The organism is Nitrosopumilus sp., from assembly GCA_029862745.1.
Lineage (GTDB): Archaea > Thermoproteota > Nitrososphaeria > Nitrososphaerales > Nitrosopumilaceae > Nitrosopumilus.
This window is the reverse complement of record JAOTWS010000007.1, coordinates 1-15,473: the sequence shown is the minus strand read 5'-3', so window position 1 is coordinate 15,473 and position 15,473 is coordinate 1. Positions and strand designations below refer to the sequence as shown.

General features: G+C 33.2%; 16 protein-coding genes. 9 read left to right on the top strand and 7 right to left on the bottom strand.

The annotated features are described in order from the left end of the window. Window positions 1-158: 158 nt before the first annotated feature. The 8 genes from OEM44_08160 to OEM44_08125 all read left to right on the top strand — a co-directional run bounded on the left by OEM44_08160 (window position 159) and on the right by OEM44_08125 (window position 7,614). Entirely contained in the window at window positions 159-1,616 is a 1,458-nt protein-coding gene (locus OEM44_08160) for an NAD(P)/FAD-dependent oxidoreductase (GenBank protein MDH3516772.1), read from the top strand. Then, on the top strand, window positions 1,606-2,451 hold the full coding sequence (locus tag OEM44_08155) for an AAA family ATPase (protein ID MDH3516771.1): 846 nt from the start codon (window positions 1,606-1,608) through the stop codon (window positions 2,449-2,451). Before OEM44_08160 ends, OEM44_08155 begins: the two co-directional genes overlap by 11 nt. Next, window positions 2,452-4,014: a VWA domain-containing protein gene (locus tag OEM44_08150; protein MDH3516770.1), complete on the top strand. Its 1,563-nt coding sequence runs from the start codon at window positions 2,452-2,454 to the stop codon at window positions 4,012-4,014. Window positions 4,015-4,101: 87 nt separating this feature from the next. Then, window positions 4,102-5,652, top strand: coding sequence for a pyridoxal-phosphate dependent enzyme (locus OEM44_08145; protein ID MDH3516769.1), 1,551 nt, complete (start codon window positions 4,102-4,104; stop codon window positions 5,650-5,652). A 4-nt stretch (window positions 5,653-5,656) separates the two neighbouring features. Beyond that, window positions 5,657-6,106 (top strand): ASCH domain-containing protein, encoded by a 450-nt coding sequence (locus tag OEM44_08140; GenBank protein MDH3516768.1) that lies wholly within the window; start codon window positions 5,657-5,659, stop codon window positions 6,104-6,106. A gap of 66 nt (window positions 6,107-6,172) precedes the next feature. Continuing rightward, window positions 6,173-6,736 (top strand): TATA-box-binding protein, encoded by a 564-nt coding sequence (locus OEM44_08135; protein ID MDH3516767.1) that lies wholly within the window; start codon window positions 6,173-6,175, stop codon window positions 6,734-6,736. A gap of 16 nt (window positions 6,737-6,752) precedes the next feature. After that, window positions 6,753-6,974 carry a hypothetical protein gene (locus OEM44_08130; protein MDH3516766.1) on the top strand — a complete coding sequence of 74 codons (222 nt, stop codon included), beginning with the start codon at window positions 6,753-6,755 and terminating at the stop codon, window positions 6,972-6,974. Window positions 6,975-7,038: 64 nt separating this feature from the next. Beyond that, a complete protein-coding gene (locus tag OEM44_08125) occupies window positions 7,039-7,614 on the top strand; it encodes a hypothetical protein (protein ID MDH3516765.1) in 576 nt (191 codons plus the stop codon). Window position 7,615: 1 nt separating this feature from the next. Here the strand turns inward: OEM44_08125 and OEM44_08120 are convergent, their stop codons facing one another. Continuing rightward, window positions 7,616-8,311: a hypothetical protein gene (locus tag OEM44_08120; protein ID MDH3516764.1), complete on the bottom strand. Its 696-nt coding sequence runs from the start codon at window positions 8,309-8,311 to the stop codon at window positions 7,616-7,618. Window positions 8,312-8,409: 98 nt separating this feature from the next. Beyond that, window positions 8,410-8,586, bottom strand: coding sequence for a hypothetical protein (locus tag OEM44_08115; GenBank protein MDH3516763.1), 177 nt, complete (start codon window positions 8,584-8,586; stop codon window positions 8,410-8,412). 125 nt (window positions 8,587-8,711) lie between these two features. Here OEM44_08115 and OEM44_08110 point away from each other — a divergent pair, with 125 nt between their 5' ends. Continuing rightward, entirely contained in the window at window positions 8,712-9,053 is a 342-nt protein-coding gene (locus OEM44_08110; protein MDH3516762.1) for a P-II family nitrogen regulator, read from the top strand. A gap of 165 nt (window positions 9,054-9,218) precedes the next feature. Here OEM44_08110 and OEM44_08105 read toward each other — a convergent pair whose 3' ends face one another. From OEM44_08105 to OEM44_08085, 5 genes are all read right to left on the bottom strand, one after another. Then, the gene (locus OEM44_08105) at window positions 9,219-9,458 is read right to left on the bottom strand and encodes an Lrp/AsnC ligand binding domain-containing protein (GenBank protein ID MDH3516761.1); all 240 of its coding nucleotides are present in this window, start codon (window positions 9,456-9,458) and stop codon (window positions 9,219-9,221) included. Window positions 9,459-9,597: 139 nt separating this feature from the next. After that, entirely contained in the window at window positions 9,598-10,557 is a 960-nt protein-coding gene (gene dusB, locus OEM44_08100) for a tRNA dihydrouridine synthase DusB (protein ID MDH3516760.1), read from the bottom strand. Between the two features lie 48 nt (window positions 10,558-10,605). After that, window positions 10,606-13,407 (bottom strand): thrombospondin type 3 repeat-containing protein, encoded by a 2,802-nt coding sequence (locus tag OEM44_08095; protein MDH3516759.1) that lies wholly within the window; start codon window positions 13,405-13,407, stop codon window positions 10,606-10,608. 12 nt (window positions 13,408-13,419) lie between these two features. Further along, a complete protein-coding gene (locus tag OEM44_08090; GenBank protein ID MDH3516758.1) occupies window positions 13,420-14,457 on the bottom strand; it encodes a thrombospondin type 3 repeat-containing protein in 1,038 nt (345 codons plus the stop codon). 12 nt (window positions 14,458-14,469) lie between these two features. Then, a partial coding sequence (locus tag OEM44_08085) for a thrombospondin type 3 repeat-containing protein (protein MDH3516757.1) occupies window positions 14,470-15,473 on the bottom strand: 1,004 nt, incomplete at its 5' end.

Sequence of the window (15,473 nt, the reverse complement as noted above, 5' to 3'; positions counted from 1 at the left end):
AGTTTGGGAATGAGGAAATATTAGCCGCTCCAGTCTGAGCTAACGCCTTGAAGAAGCCGCGACGAACCGACCCCAAATATCAATCGATCAATACTTTTGATATAGATAGTTAGTCATCACAGTATTATTTTAAATACGGATAGACGGGCCCAATTATTGTGGTAGATTATGATGTTATAATAGCAGGTGGAGGTCTTGCAGGCACAATTACTGCACAGTCTATTTCTCATTATGCAAATCAAAACTTGAAGATTTTGATTGTGGATAGAAGTCCAGAATTTTTACCAGGCAGAAAATCATTGGCAGGCTGGGTATGTGGAGATGCATGCTCCAAAGAAGCAGTTGACTTTATGACAAATAGAATAAAAGTTGCTTGGACTGGACCCGAAATAGAGCATGATGTAAAAGGAGTAATGGCATATTCTCCAGACAAAGAAACAGCAATCCCATTTGATGGTGCAGGATATATGCTTAATCGTCAAAAGCTACCAGAAATCCAAAATGAACGATGTAAGAAAATGGGTATTGAATTTCTATTTGAGATAAATCTTACAGGTTTGATTTATGAAGGACAACAAGTTGTTGGAGTTCAAGGAATAGATAATAAAACAAAACAACCTTTTAAGAAAACATCAAGAATTGTGATTGATGCTACAGGAGTTACATCTATGCTTAGGAATGGACTCCAAAACTCAACAAAGGTAGAAAAAAGAATCGACAGAAGAGATTTAGAATCAACTGGCAGATACATAATGTATTTTGAACAAGGCGAGAAAGATCTTTCAGAATTTGATCCTGAATACTGTATTATTCATTTAGATCAAGATATCGCACCTGGTGGATATGGCTGGGTATTTCCTAAAGCAGATAACAAAGTAAACATAGGATTAGGAGTTGAGAAATCACTTTTAGAAAGAAGGAACAAAAGATTAGGGAAAAAAGATAATGTAGAATCCCTAATGAAAGAATACTTACATAGAAATAAAGCAATTAGAAACCCAAGACTTTCAGAGGATCCAGAAGATATCAATAATAATTCAGGAATATTCCAAGTTTCAGTTAGACGGCAAAATGATTGTATGGTTTCTGGTGGGTATATGATGGTAGGTGATTCTGCATGGATGCCAAAACCAATTGATGCTGGAGGAATTGGACCTGCATTAATTGCAGGTACAATTATTGGAAATAATGTAGTAAAAGCACTAGAAGCTAATGATGTTTCAGAAGCAAGGCTTTGGCAGTACAATTTAGATTTTATTAAAGAATATGGATACAAAACTGCAGGTCTTGAACTTTTTAGAAGACTAGTTCAACAAATGAGTAATGAGCAAATAAGTTATGGAATGAAACACTTTTTGGGAAATATGGATGTTGAAGCAATTAGCAAAGGAGAGCATCCAGATTTTTCAGGATTGGGAAAAATTGGGTTGATCATAAGAGGCGCAATGAATAAAACAGTAGCAGATGGATTACGATACACATCAAAACAAAACCAGTGGTTAGTAAACCATTATGAGAATTATCCAAAAGATCCTTCAGGTTTTGATGAATGGAATAAAATATTACATAAAAAACTAAATGAAGCATTTGCAAAAGTGGAAGCATTTGGAAAATAGATCTAATATTAAATATTGTTCAAATCAACAAAAATATACTTTGAAAGAATTAGAATATCTAGATTGGAATAATTCAATTCAAATCATGAATAAGGCATATGAGGCAGGTCTTTTTGTAATCATAATAGGACCGAAAGGAACTGGAAAGACATCTCTAGTAAGAGATTTTGCAAAAAAGAAGAATATGAATTTAGAATCAATTAATTTTAGTTTAAGAACTAGAGAAAGCCATCTGATCGGTACCAAAACACTTACCAACGGAACAGTGAGTTTTGAGGAAGGAATATTGATAAAATCGATGAGAGTGGGAGACATACTTTACCTTGATGAAATTAATTCGGCAGAAGCAGATGTGTTACTCAGATTAGATGAAGCATTAGACGATAGACGACAAATTGCATTAAAAGAATCGACAGGAGAAGTGGTCAAAGCAAAAGAAAATTGGTTTGTAGTTGCAACAATCAATCCATTAACACATAGCGGTACAAAAGAATTGCCTCCACAGTTACTAAGTAGATTTCCAGTAAGAATCAAATTAGAATACCCACCAGAAGACATAGAATTAGAAATTGTAAAAAAGTATGTTTCCAGAGAACATGAATCAGAAATAATTCAAGCAATCAAACTTGCAAATACATTAAGACAAGCTGCTGCAGTTGAAGAATTATTTTATTCACCAAGCTTAAGAGAAACTATTGCATTTGGAAAATTACTAGATAAAGGAATGTCATCAAAAGATGCAGCAGGTATCGTGTTTGGAAATGTGTACACACAATGGGGAAATATAGAATATCAAAAAGTTAGTGACATAATTACTTCTATGTTTGGAAATTAAATGAAAACAATTCAGCTCAAAAATGAATCACTATTAGAAATCGCCACATTTCTAGTAAGAAGATGGTCTGAAAAAGAAAACATAATTGTAGAGATTTCAGATAAAGTAGAAACTAGAACAAGACTTAATGAAAATAAAGTGATGATCACACCACTAGAAAAAAGAATAGGAAATGATTTCCAAAAATATAGACAATTTAGGACATCATTGTGGTATGAAGCAATGAGAATAAAATATTGTAAAAAAATTCTTAGTAATGATCATGCATTTGGATTTATTCTCAATACATTAGAAACGCAAAGAATTCAACAATTAGGAAGAAAAATTTGGAAGGGAATGGATGAAGAATTAATTTTTAATTATACATACATGCTTGTGGCTAGACCTCAACTTCATACAGTATACGGTAAAGCAAGAATTGTCGAAGCGTTTTATCAATATTTTATGTTTGATGCAATCAAGGGCGAAATTCAATCTAGTAATTTTGAAAAAATAAAAAAGGCATCCAAATTTGCAAAAAAGATTATCAAGAAAGCAATTGATGAAAATCATAATACAAATTGGATTGGAAAAAATGTAACAGAGATAATCAAGATTTTAGACATTGATTCTCTTCTAACTATTCCAGTTTCATTACCTTTCATGAAAGCTGGAATGCCATTGTCTGAAGAAGAACTATTAAAAATTTTAAAAATAATTACTAGAAACAAAGAAGGTGATTTTGGTACAGTTGATCCTGCATCAGTGATTAGGGGGGATAATGTATATGATGAGTATAAAATATTGTTAGACGAAAATAAAAAATCAGAAAATAAAGGATTGTCATTAGATGCAATAGGAATTCAAATTCCATCTACAAGCAATATAGATGAAACGGTAATTTATGACATGAATTTAATTAATGGATTAAAAATGAAATTTAAAGAATGGAAATATGGTTGGAAAGAACAACATTTTAGATCTGGAGATGAATTTGATGAGGAGAGCTACATTGAGGGTAATGAGTCATTTTTTACGGATGTAAAAAAATCAATCAAAACTAAAATTGTAATTTTGTTGGATCATTCATCAAGTATTGCGTCTGATGCTATTGAATACAAAAAAGCAACTCTAGCATTATGTGAAGTTTTATCTTTTCTTAAAGTAAAATTTGCAGTATATGCATTTAGCACAGAAAACAGATCAGTAGTATGCTGGTCAATTAAACCAGAAAATATGAAATGGAACAACATTACCGCAAAGAGATTAGCTCAAATTGTTGCAAATGGATCAACACCACTAGCAGAAGTTTATGATAAAATGCTACCAATTTTACAAGCAAAAAGACCAGATATTTTTCTGACATTAACTGATGGTGAACCATCAGATTCTGATGCTGTTAGAAATATAACCAAAATATTCAAAGGATTAGGAATTAGGATGGTAGCGTTAGGTCTTGGTCAAAACACAGTAAGAGCTACAACTATTGCAAATAATTTAAGATATTTAGGATATGAGAAAACTATGGCTGTAAGCAGATTAAATGATATTCCCAGTAAAGTAATTAGTATTCTAGGTGCATAAAAATTAGTTATCAATAAAATAATTGATATAAAATGTAACAGATATTTTATATGAGCTTGAAAAAAATGTTAATTCAGAGGAAAAAGAATGAGTGAGATTGAAGGAAAAGAAATCGATAGTATTTTACTAAAAAGATTTGAGGATGAAATATGGTGTAATGTACCTCACTTAGAAGATGCAAAGATTATCAATCCTACTCCATTAGTTGATCTTACTGAAGATTTGATAGAATGTGCTAAAACCATTTATAAATTAGATCTGGATGATAAAGATTTGAAAGTTTATGGTAAGTTTGATTCTACATTACTAAGTGGCTCAATCAAAGTCAGAGCAGCAAGTCATATAATTCATAACGCAATACTTTCTGGAAAGTTGAGAAGAGATCAGACAGTAATTGAAGCTACCTCAGGAAATTTTGGAATAGCATTAGGACAATTATCAAAACTTGGAATTAATGTGGTTGTACTTGTTTCAAGAAAATTACAAGAAGGAGTCTTTAAAGAATTAAGAAATGAAAATATTCGAATTATGGATTTAGATATGGATATTTGTCCAGCACCAGGAATGGAGAATAAAGCAAATGAGTTAGCTGCAAAAGCAACTGCAGGAAATGTTAGATCTCAATTGTCAGATCTTGGATTTAATCCTGAAATTTTTGACAAAAATATTCAAGAGATAGAAGCATTGCTAGCAAAACAGGACATCATAAATTTGGCAAGGTTTCTTGCAAAAATTTATGATTTATTTTGCCCAAAACAGTATGATAATGAATTGAACACGGATGTTCATAGAACTATTACGGCTCCTGAAATTGATCAACAGCTGTATGAGAAGGGTGATTCATTAAAGGACTATCATATTATTTGTTCATTTGGTACAGGGGGAACTTCTGGAGGTTTGAGTCAGTATATGACTGAAAAATATGATAAAAAATCAATTCATGTAGTATTTCCTATTCCTGGTCAAGATGTTGCAGGAATTAGAACTAAAAGCAAAGCTTTGGGATTGAAATTATATAACCCTGACCTATACGCTGCAGAACATGAAGTAGATTTTGAAAAAGCAAAGTTTCTTCTCAAGTTTTTTGTAGATAAAGGTCATAATATAGGAGAGAGTACAGCGCTAGCATTGTATTCAACAATTCAAATGTTCAGTTCAGGAAATAATAAAAAAGTGGTCGTAATAGTGGCAGATGGAATTGAAAAATACAAAAAGAATTTTGAGCAAATAGGAGAAAATAAACTATCAATGAATATTTCTATAGATGATGCAGCATTAATAGCAAAAGACTATGATCGAATTATTTGGGTTCATACACAATATACACCACGTGAGAAAGGAATTGAATTAATAGCAAAATCATTGGGTATTGATAAATCAAAAATTTCCGTACCTAAAGCAAAAACTATAGAGCAATTATTACAAACTCAACAAATTCCAAATGAGTTTAAAAAAGAATTAGAAGGAACAAAAGGAAAATCATTACTAGTATGTATGGCTGGGAATACTTCGTTAATGACTGCACAAGTTTTAGCCAGTAAGGGAATAATTACGCAAAGTTTGAATGGCGGAATTACAAATTTACCGGAAGGACGAGGTAAAAACCCTGGTGAATTAATTAAGGTAGCAACTGAATAAAATCTTGAAATGCCTTTCTGTGGCTCAGCCATTTGCAGATTTAATTATTTCAGGTGAGAAAACCATTGAATTACGAAATTGGAGTACAAATTTTAGAGGAGAGTTTTTAATTCATTCTCCATTAAAAATAAGAAGAGATGATTGTATTAGATTAAAAATGGATAAAAAATTTGTTACAGGTGCAATTATTGGTAAAGCAGAGATTTACGATATAAAAAAATACAATTCATTAAAAGAAATAAAATTAGATAAAAAATTTCATTTGTCATCAAAAAAATTTCAAAATAAGACTTATGGATTCATGTTAAGAAACCCTAAATCATTTAGAATTCCAGTTCCACAGAAGGGTCAATTAGGATTATTTGATTTCAAAATACCTAAAATAAAAAATAGAGACATTATTACAGATATCATGGATAAAGAGCATAGCTATCAATTGATAGGACATCATTAGCGTTTGGCATATTTTTGAAAAAAATTTGACTAGTATATATAAAGGGGCTATTTAAAGTCCCTCGTTATGCCTCAAACAAAGCCTATTGTTAGTGTTGAGAACGTAGTTGCATCTGCATCAGTTGATCAAAAAATTGATCTTATTGAAATTACAGAAAAATTTCCCGATACAGAATATCATCCAGAACAATTTCCTGGACTAGTTTTTAGATTAGCAAATCCAAGAACAGCAACATTAATTTTTAGAACAGGGAAGATGGTATGTACTGGTGCTAAATCAGAAGAGATGTCCATTAAAGCTGTAAACACAGTTGTTCAAAAACTAAGAAAGGGAAAAATCAAAATAAAAAAAGATGCAGTGATCACAGTTCAAAATATTGTTGCAGCCATTAATTTGGGTGGAAAAATTCACCTGGAAAAAGCAGCAAGAACCTTGCCACGAAGTATGTATGAACCAGAACAGTTTCCTGGACTAATTCACAGAATGCTTGATCCAAAAACTGTAATTTTGTTATTTGCCTCAGGAAAATTAGTATGTACAGGTGCTAAAAAAGAATCGGATGTATATCGTTCGGTTCATAATTTACATGCATTATTAGAAGAAAAGGATTTAATGATTTATGATCAGTGATTTTTTATTTTAGAAATTGACTGAAGATATTTTTGAGCGTGAAAAGATCAAATTAACTCCTGAAATTGGATTTAATTTAGTAGGAATAGATTATTTTGGAGAACCAGGAAATCAATTGTATTTAATTGAGCATTTCGAAATGTATCAAGATGCATTGAACGCTAAAAAAGATAGGAAGAATCAAGATGAATATTTTATTTTATACAAAGGAACAGGACAAGAATTTTTCTGTAGATAGATCAAGGAAATCACCTAACTGTACAAACTCTCTTATCATCGAGTTTTAAAGTTAAAAAAAGATTATGACTGATGAAACTAACGATTTGATTGATACATTATATGAAAAAGAGAATCTAGTTAATTCTAAAGAAACATCCAGACAAATAATTCGCAAGAGTCCAAAAGCAAAATACCAAATTTTTGATGAACAGGAATTTAGTCGCGGGAGAGAGGTATTAGGAGATTTAATTGTTCATGGAATGATAGCCTCAGGTGGTACGGATATAGATTGGCTAATTGAGCACAAAGGAAGTTTTGTCATTCTAGAATTCAAAGGATTCCATAATGATAAGATCAATATTGCAAAGGGTCAAATGATAGCCTATGAAAAATTGCATGAAAAATTAAATCGTGTAACAAAATGTTATCTTTATGTTATAGGTTGTGATGACATTGAATTTTCAAATCCGGATGCAACAGTATGGATTTTTGGAATGGATCAGTGGAAAAATAATGCAATCCCAAAAAACACATCTAATATTTATGATGAAGGATCTGGAAGACAAAATAAATTCATTGTTTATCGTGAACATATGGAAGAAATTAGTGTTGAGAAATTAAGAGATTTAATTGATTCTCATTGGAAAGAATTTGAATAAACTATGCAATAAATGAAAATGTGCTTGATTTTGTTTCCACTCCATTATCTACTTTGATGGTATAAGTTCCAGAACTTTCCCAGCCTGGTCCACCAGCAATACATATAGTCGAATAAGATCCTTTATTTTTTAATGATACCTGTTCTGTCCATACAAGTTCATTATTTTGATTTACAATAGAGAGATTTACATTTCCAGAAGTATTAGATACACCACTTATGGATATCAGATCTTTTTTATTGTATGATGGCAAATCAGTTTGAATAGATAATGAAACAGGAATAGAATTATTTTTAGGATCTATTTTTGAAAGTCCATCTGACATTTCACTAAATGACACACCAACTACAATGATAATTGCCAAAGCAACAGTACCAATCCCAATAATCATTTTTGTATTTTTTGATCTAGATGGAATTTTTACTGGTTTTCTTTGAGGTGGTTGGATTTTTTGAATATGTGTTGGTTGTGACATCATAACATCTGTAACCACATTTTTTTCTTCAGCAGATGGAGTGGAAGTAATTTTGGGTTTTTTTCCCAGATATTTTTCTGCTAATTTTCTAACATAGTTTCTTTCATAATTACTAATGACTTCGTTATTTTCACAAGCTCTACAAATTTGCTTTAGAATACGATCATCTCCAAAGTCTTTATCTAAAAGAGCTTTTACATCATCTAGTAATGGATCATCCATGTGTATTTTCTCATATATTGATTATTTATGAATTCCTTGTTTTAGATTCTTAGGATTTCTTAAGAATAGAAAAAGGTAAATTTTTGAATAGGTTAAAACTATTTTGAATAAATCTTCTGGGCTTGAATAATTACTGTTCTAATGTAATCCTTAGCAGTTGAGTCAGTCACTCCCATTTGTTTGGCTCTTAGATATAGATCATATTCTTTAGGATTTGTCAAATAATATTTTAAAAGATAGTTTAATCTATGAGATCGTTTTTCATCACTTTTCATAATTTTGATTTAATTTAGTACTAAAAAGGTCAGAGGATTATAATATAACCAATTACCTTATAGTATCATAAAATTTGAATAAAAACATATAATCTTTTTTAAACAATGATAAAAGAAGAATTGAAATGAAACGAATTGAGGCAACTGTACATATTGATAAAACTGGTGCAGTATCAGAAGCAATAAAAGGAATAGTTGGCGGATTTACCATTCTTGAAGGTAATGGAAGAGGTTCTGGACAAAGACAAACCATAAGGGCAGGTAGAGGAACAGGTACTTTTATTGCTGAATTCAACAAAGTTGCAACGATTAGTACAATTGTGAATGACTTGGATGTGGACAAAATAACCACCGCAATTACAAATGCAGCATTTACTGGAAACCCAGGAGATGGCATCATAGTGATATCATCAGTTGATGATACCATCAACATTGCATCAAAAAAGAGAGGTAATGATGCTCTCTAATCATTTTCTTTTATTAAATTAAAAATAGTTACATGTGAATTTGATTTGGAATTAACTACTGAGAGGTTGCTACCCCTCTCAGTTAGGTGTCCCTTTGGAGGACCGTGTTTTTGAAGGGATGGTAACATATTACAATTTGAGTATAAAAGCAAGGTATGTTGAAGATTATTGTTGACCTTCAATTCCCATCAATGTCAAAGTTGATCTAATTTTTGGGATTTTTCTAATCTTCCAAGTGATGGTTTCACGCAATGCTTCTACCAGATTGGATTCAACTTTAGCTAAGATATCATATGCACCAAATGTACCATGTACTTCAACAACTCCGTTAATGGATTTTAATTCTGAGATTACTGCATCTTCAGAACCAAGTTCACAGTTTATGAGAACATAAGCTGTTGCCATTAGAAATCAAATCCTAAGTTCATACTTTGAACTATATTTTGAAATATATAAGAATAATCAAATTTTTTCAAAAATTTAGTACAAATTTTGGTACTATTATTAATAGATGTAAAGTGATTTAAAATAATTTAATAAATTTCTATTTGTTATATGCATCATTCATAATTTTCTTTAGTTCCTCAATATTTTTTGAAGTGGTAATTTTTGAACGAAGTTTAGAACCACAATACATACCTCTTGTAAATCGTATAGCCTGACTCTTAATATTTGCAAATTTGATTTTATACCTACTTGTAATGTGTAAATAATCAAAAAAAGAATCCAATCGATCTTTAAAAGAATATTCGCTATAGGAATTAGTTTTTAGATAATCATTAATTTGCTCGAATAAAAATGGGTTTCCCATTGCACCACGACCAATCATGACATAATCACAACCAGTCTCATCAATCATAGCTTTAGCATCTTCAGGAGTAGTGATATCCCCATTTCCAACAATAGGCAGGTTGGAAATTTCTTTTAGTTCTTTAATCATTGCCCAATCTGCATTTCCAGAATAACCTTGACTTACAGTTCTTGGATGAAGAGTAATCATTTGAATTCCCTCATCTTCAGCAATTTCAGCAATATCTCTAAAAAGAAATCTACTGGCATTTGTCACACCGGAACGAATTTTGAGAGTTACAGGTTTTTTTACGGCATTTACAAGTGTGCGAAATATTTGCTGAGTTAGATTAACTTCTTGTAAAAGAGCTCCTCCAGCCATTTGTTTAGTAATATGAGGTGCAGGACAACCCATATTGTAATCAATCATATCAAAATAAGGTTCTACAATTTTTGCAGCTTTTTCTAATGCAATAAGATCAGAACCGAACAGCTGAACAGATAGTGGGCGTTCTTGTTCTGAATATTCAATGAATTCTCGTATTGTTTGCATGTTTTCTTTAAGTTGGTTTTCTTTAGCTACAATACTATGGATATTGGTAAATTCTGTAACAACAAGACCAGCTCCCATGTTTTTACATTGTAGTCGAAGTGCAGGATCACTGACTCCAGCCATAGGAGCTAAAAATGCTCTACTTGAAAAATTTGGAAGCATAATTTAATTTTATAATCTGAATATATTTAGTATTTCAAATAATTAACATCAGTAATCAGGGCAACCATCATTATCTCTATCTCCATCATAGTCTTCAGGATCAAATGGACAGAGATCTTCATCATTAATGATGCCATCTAGATCATCGTCATGTACAAATCTTTGCTGTTCTGGAGCAGTATCAGGGCAACCGTCATGATCATTGTATTTATTCCATGTTTCAGGATTTATTGGACATGAATCAATTACATCTGGATAACCATCATTATCTAAATCAGTATATGTAGGAGCAGTTGATTGTGCACCAGGTACATCTGGACAGCCATCTTTATCTAGATAATCATTATAGTTTTCAGGCTCATTAATGCATGAGTCCCATCTATCTTCAATTCCATCACCGTCAGAATCTGGGAATTGGTATTGTGTAGTGAGTGTATCTGCAGTGTCAGGGCAGCCATCTTCATCTTGGAATTTGTTGTAAGTTTCAGGATTTATAGGACATGAATCTAAATTATCAGAAATTCCATCTCTATCAGCATCTCTTATACCAAGATCATTATCAGGACAACCGTCTTTATCATCAATGCTATTGAATGTTTCAGGACGATTTGGACACAAGTCAAGGTTATCAACAATTCCATCACCGTCAGAATCATGAGTGGTTAAATTATCTGCAACTGAGTCTGGACAGCCATCATCATCTTGGAATTTGTTGTAAGTTTCTTTATCAAGAGGGCATTGATCTACATCATCATAGATACCGTCGGCATCACCATCACCTATTGCTTGATAATCAATACTATCGGGACAGCCATCTTCATCTTGGAAGCCATTATATCTTTCAGCAATCATTGGACACTGATCTAAATGATCTGCTATACCGTCATAATCAGAATCAGGTAATGCAGATTGTGAAATTCCAGGTACATCTGGACAGCCATCTTTATCTAGATAATCATTATAGTTTTCAGGTTCGTTTAAACATTGATCCCATCTATCATCAATTCCATCACCGTCAGAATCTGGGAATAGATAGGATGAAGTCATAGAATCGTTTGAATCTGGGCAGCCGTCAGAATCTTGGAAGAAATTATAAGTTTCAGGTTCCAGTATGCATGCATCATTGATATTCAATATTCCATCATTATCTGAATCAAGAATAGAGTCAGAGTTATCAGGACAGCCGTCAGAATCTAAAAATCCATTATATGTTTCTGGTTGGTTTGGACAACGATCTAGATTATCAACAATTCCATCACCGTCAGAATCTGGAGATCCTCCAACTTTAGTTCCTGGAAGTGTATCAGGGCAACCGTCATCATCTTGGAATTTGTTGTAAGTTTCTTTAGAATAAGGACATTGATCAACACTATTAGGAATTCCATCACCGTCAGAATCACCTGAGACTGAAAGTTCAATTTCATCGGGACAGCCGTCAGAATCTTGGAATTTGTTATAGTTTTCACGCTCAAATGGACATGCGTCATATATATCTGGAATCAGATCATAATCAGAATCAGGTAATGCAGATTGTGAAATTCCAGGTACATCTGGACAGCCATCTTTATCTAGATAATCATTATAGTTTTCAGGTTCGTTTAAACATTGATCCCATCTATCATCAATTCCATCACCGTCAGAATCTGGGAATAGATAGGATGAAGTCATAGAATCGTTTGAATCTGGGCAGCCGTCAGAATCTTGGAAGAAATTATAAGTTTCAGGTTCCAGTATGCATGCATCATTGATATTCAATATTCCATCATTATCTGAATCAAGAATAGAGTCAGAGTTATCAGGACAGCCGTCAGAATCTAAAAATCCATTATATGTTTCTGGTTGGTTTGGACAACGATCTAGATTATCAACAATTCCATCACCGTCAGAATCTGGAGATCCTCCAACTTTAGTTCCTGGAAGTGTATCAGGGCAACCGTCATCATCTTGGAATTTGTTGTAAGTTTCTTTAGAATAAGGACATTGATCAACACTATTAGGAATTCCATCACCGTCAGAATCACCTGAGACTGAAAGTTCAATTTCATCGGGACAGCCGTCAGAATCTTGGAATTTGTTATAGTTTTCACGCTCAAATGGACATGCGTCATATATATCTGGAATCAGATCATAATCAGAATCAGGTAATGCAGATTGTGAAATTCCAGGTACATCTGGACAGCCATCTTTATCTAGATAATCATTATAGTTTTCAGGTTCGTTTAAACATTGATCCCATCTATCATCAATTCCATCACCGTCAGAATCTGGGAATTGGTATTGTGTAGTGAGTGTATCTACATTATCAGGGCAGCCGTCTTGATCCAAGTAGAAGTTGTAGGTTTCAGATTCTAGAGGACACGCATCTAAATTATCAGAAATTCCATCTCTATCAGTATCTTTTAAACTTGAAGCATCATCAGGACAACCGTCTTTATCATCAATGCCATTGAATGTTTCAGGACGATTTGGACACAAATCCATATAATCAGGATATCCATCACCGTCAGAATCTGGAGATCCTCCAACTTTAGTTCCTGGAAGTGTATCAGGACAGCCATCTTCATCTTGGAATCTGTTGTATGTCTCTTTTACAGTTGGACAATTATCAATGTGGTCTTGAATGCCATCATAATCAGCATCATACCATGGTACAAAGTCTGCTGGACAACCATCAATGTTATTTCCATATTGTGGATCATAGTCTTCTAGAAGATGAGGACAGTAATCGAGGTTATTTGGAACTCCATCACCGTCAGAATCAATTGCTTCATTAGCATATACTCCACTTGGAAACATTCCAATGGTGGTAGTAAGTAAAATCAAAAATCCTAAAAGATATTGTTTTTTCATTCTTCGATACACCTATTGGTCAGGACATCCATCTGTATCTCTGTCTCCATCATAGTCTTCAGGATCAAATGGACAGAGATCATTTTGATTGATAATACCATCCAAATCAGCATCATGCTTGTATCTTGACTGCTCAGGTGCAATGTCTGGACAGCCGTCATTATCAAGATACTTGTTCCAGGTTTCTTTTTCATTTATACACAAATCAACATTATCGTTTATTCCATCACCATCACTATCAATTATGACATTTCCAACTGGTAAAGTATCTGGACAGCCATCAGTGTCAAAATATTTGTTCCATGTTTCATTTTGTGTGGGACACATATCGATTACATCTGGAATACCATCACCGTCAGAATCAGGTTGTATGTTATTAACATCTGGGCAGCCGTCATCATCTTGGAAGAAATTATAAGTTTCAAGTTCCAGTATGCATGTATCATGGATATTCAATATTCCATCATTATCTGAATCAACGACAAATGATTTGGAAATAATATCTGGACAGCCGTCATCATCTTGGAATTTATTCCATGTTTCTTTAGCAGTTGGACATGCATCTATTGCATCTGGAATTCCATCTTGATCTCTATCAGTTTTTAAAATATAATTATCTGGACATCCATCTAAATCAAGAATTCCATTAAAAGTTTCAGGTTGGTTTGGGCAATGATCTTTATAATCATTAATTCCATCACCGTCAGAATCTGGAGATCCTCCAACTTTAGTTCCTGGAAGTGTATCAGGGCAACCATCTTCATCTTGGAATCTGTTGTATGTCTCTTTTAGAGTTGGACAATTATCAATGTGGTCTTGAATGCCATCATAATCTTCATCATACCATGGTACAAAGTCTGCTGGACAACCATCAATGTTATTTCCATATTGTGGATCATAGTCTTCTAGAAGATGAGGGCATTGATCTAGGTTATTTGGAACTCCATCACCGTCAGAATCAATTGCTTCATTAGCATATACTCCACTTGGAAACATTCCAATGGTGGTAGTAAGTAAAATCAAAAATCCTAAAAGATATTGTTTTTTCATTCTTCGATACACCTATTGGTCAGGACATCCATCTGTATCTCTGTCTCCATCATAGTCTTCAGGATCAAATGGACAGAGATCTTCATCATTAATGATGCCATCTAGATCATCATCGTGTACAAATCTTTGCTGTTCTGGAGCAGTATCAGGACAACCATCCCAATCTAGATATTTATTCCATGTTTCAGGATTTAATGGACATGAATCAATTACATCTGGATAACCATCATTATCTGAATCGGCATATGTAGGAGTAGTTGATTGTGCACCAGGTACATCTGGACAGCCATCTTTATCTAGATAATCATTATAGTTTTCAGGCTCATTAATGCATGAGTCCCATCTATCTTCAATTCCATCACCGTCAGTATCTGGGAATTGATACTGTGTAGTGAGTGTATCTGCAGTGTCAGGGCAACCGTCATCATCTTGAAATCTGTTGTAAGTTTCAGGATCTAGAGGACATGAATCTAAATTATCAGAAATTCCATCTCTATCAGTATCAATAGAGGATGTTTGATTATCTGGACAGCCATCTGAATCTAAAAATCCATTGAATGTTTCAGGACGATTTGGACACAAGTCTAGGTTATCAATAATACCATCTCCATCAGTATCAAAAACAAATTTGTTATCTGCTACATAATCTGGACAGCCGTCTGAATCTAGATATCTATTGTATGTCTCTTTAGCAAGAGGGCACTGATCTATATCATCATAGATACCATCACCGTCAGAATCTCCTATTGTTTGATAATCAATACTATCGGGACAGCCGTCATCATCTTGGAAGCCATTATATCTTTCAGCAATCATTGGACACTGATCTAAATGATCTGCTATACCATCATAATCAGCATCAAGCATATTACCTCCCGTTGTTCCTTCAACATCTGGACAGCCATCTTTATCTAGATAATCATTATAGTTTTCAGGCTCATTAATGCATGAGTCCCATCTATCTTCAATTCCATCACCGTCAGTATCTGGGAATTGATACTGTGTAGTGAGTGTAT

What these genes read in the sequence shown, in the direction of transcription:
- OEM44_08150 (MDH3516770.1), top strand. Translation starts at nt 2,452, where the DNA reads ATGAAAACAATTCAGCTCAAAAATGAATCACTATTAGAAATCGCCACA.
- OEM44_08145 (MDH3516769.1), top strand. Translation starts at nt 4,102, where the DNA reads ATGAGTGAGATTGAAGGAAAAGAAATCGATAGTATTTTACTAAAAAGA.
- OEM44_08135 (MDH3516767.1), top strand. Translation starts at nt 6,173, where the DNA reads ATGCCTCAAACAAAGCCTATTGTTAGTGTTGAGAACGTAGTTGCATCT.
- OEM44_08125 (MDH3516765.1), top strand. Translation starts at nt 7,039, where the DNA reads ATGACTGATGAAACTAACGATTTGATTGATACATTATATGAAAAAGAG.
- OEM44_08120 (MDH3516764.1), bottom strand. Translation starts at nt 8,311, where the DNA reads ATGGATGATCCATTACTAGATGATGTAAAAGCTCTTTTAGATAAAGAC.
- OEM44_08115 (MDH3516763.1), bottom strand. Translation starts at nt 8,586, where the DNA reads ATGAAAAGTGATGAAAAACGATCTCATAGATTAAACTATCTTTTAAAA.
- OEM44_08110 (MDH3516762.1), top strand. Translation starts at nt 8,712, where the DNA reads ATGAAACGAATTGAGGCAACTGTACATATTGATAAAACTGGTGCAGTA.
- OEM44_08105 (MDH3516761.1), bottom strand. Translation starts at nt 9,458, where the DNA reads ATGGCAACAGCTTATGTTCTCATAAACTGTGAACTTGGTTCTGAAGAT.
- dusB (MDH3516760.1), bottom strand. Translation starts at nt 10,557, where the DNA reads ATGCTTCCAAATTTTTCAAGTAGAGCATTTTTAGCTCCTATGGCTGGA.
- OEM44_08095 (MDH3516759.1), bottom strand. Translation starts at nt 13,407, where the DNA reads ATGAAAAAACAATATCTTTTAGGATTTTTGATTTTACTTACTACCACC.
- OEM44_08090 (MDH3516758.1), bottom strand. Translation starts at nt 14,457, where the DNA reads ATGAAAAAACAATATCTTTTAGGATTTTTGATTTTACTTACTACCACC.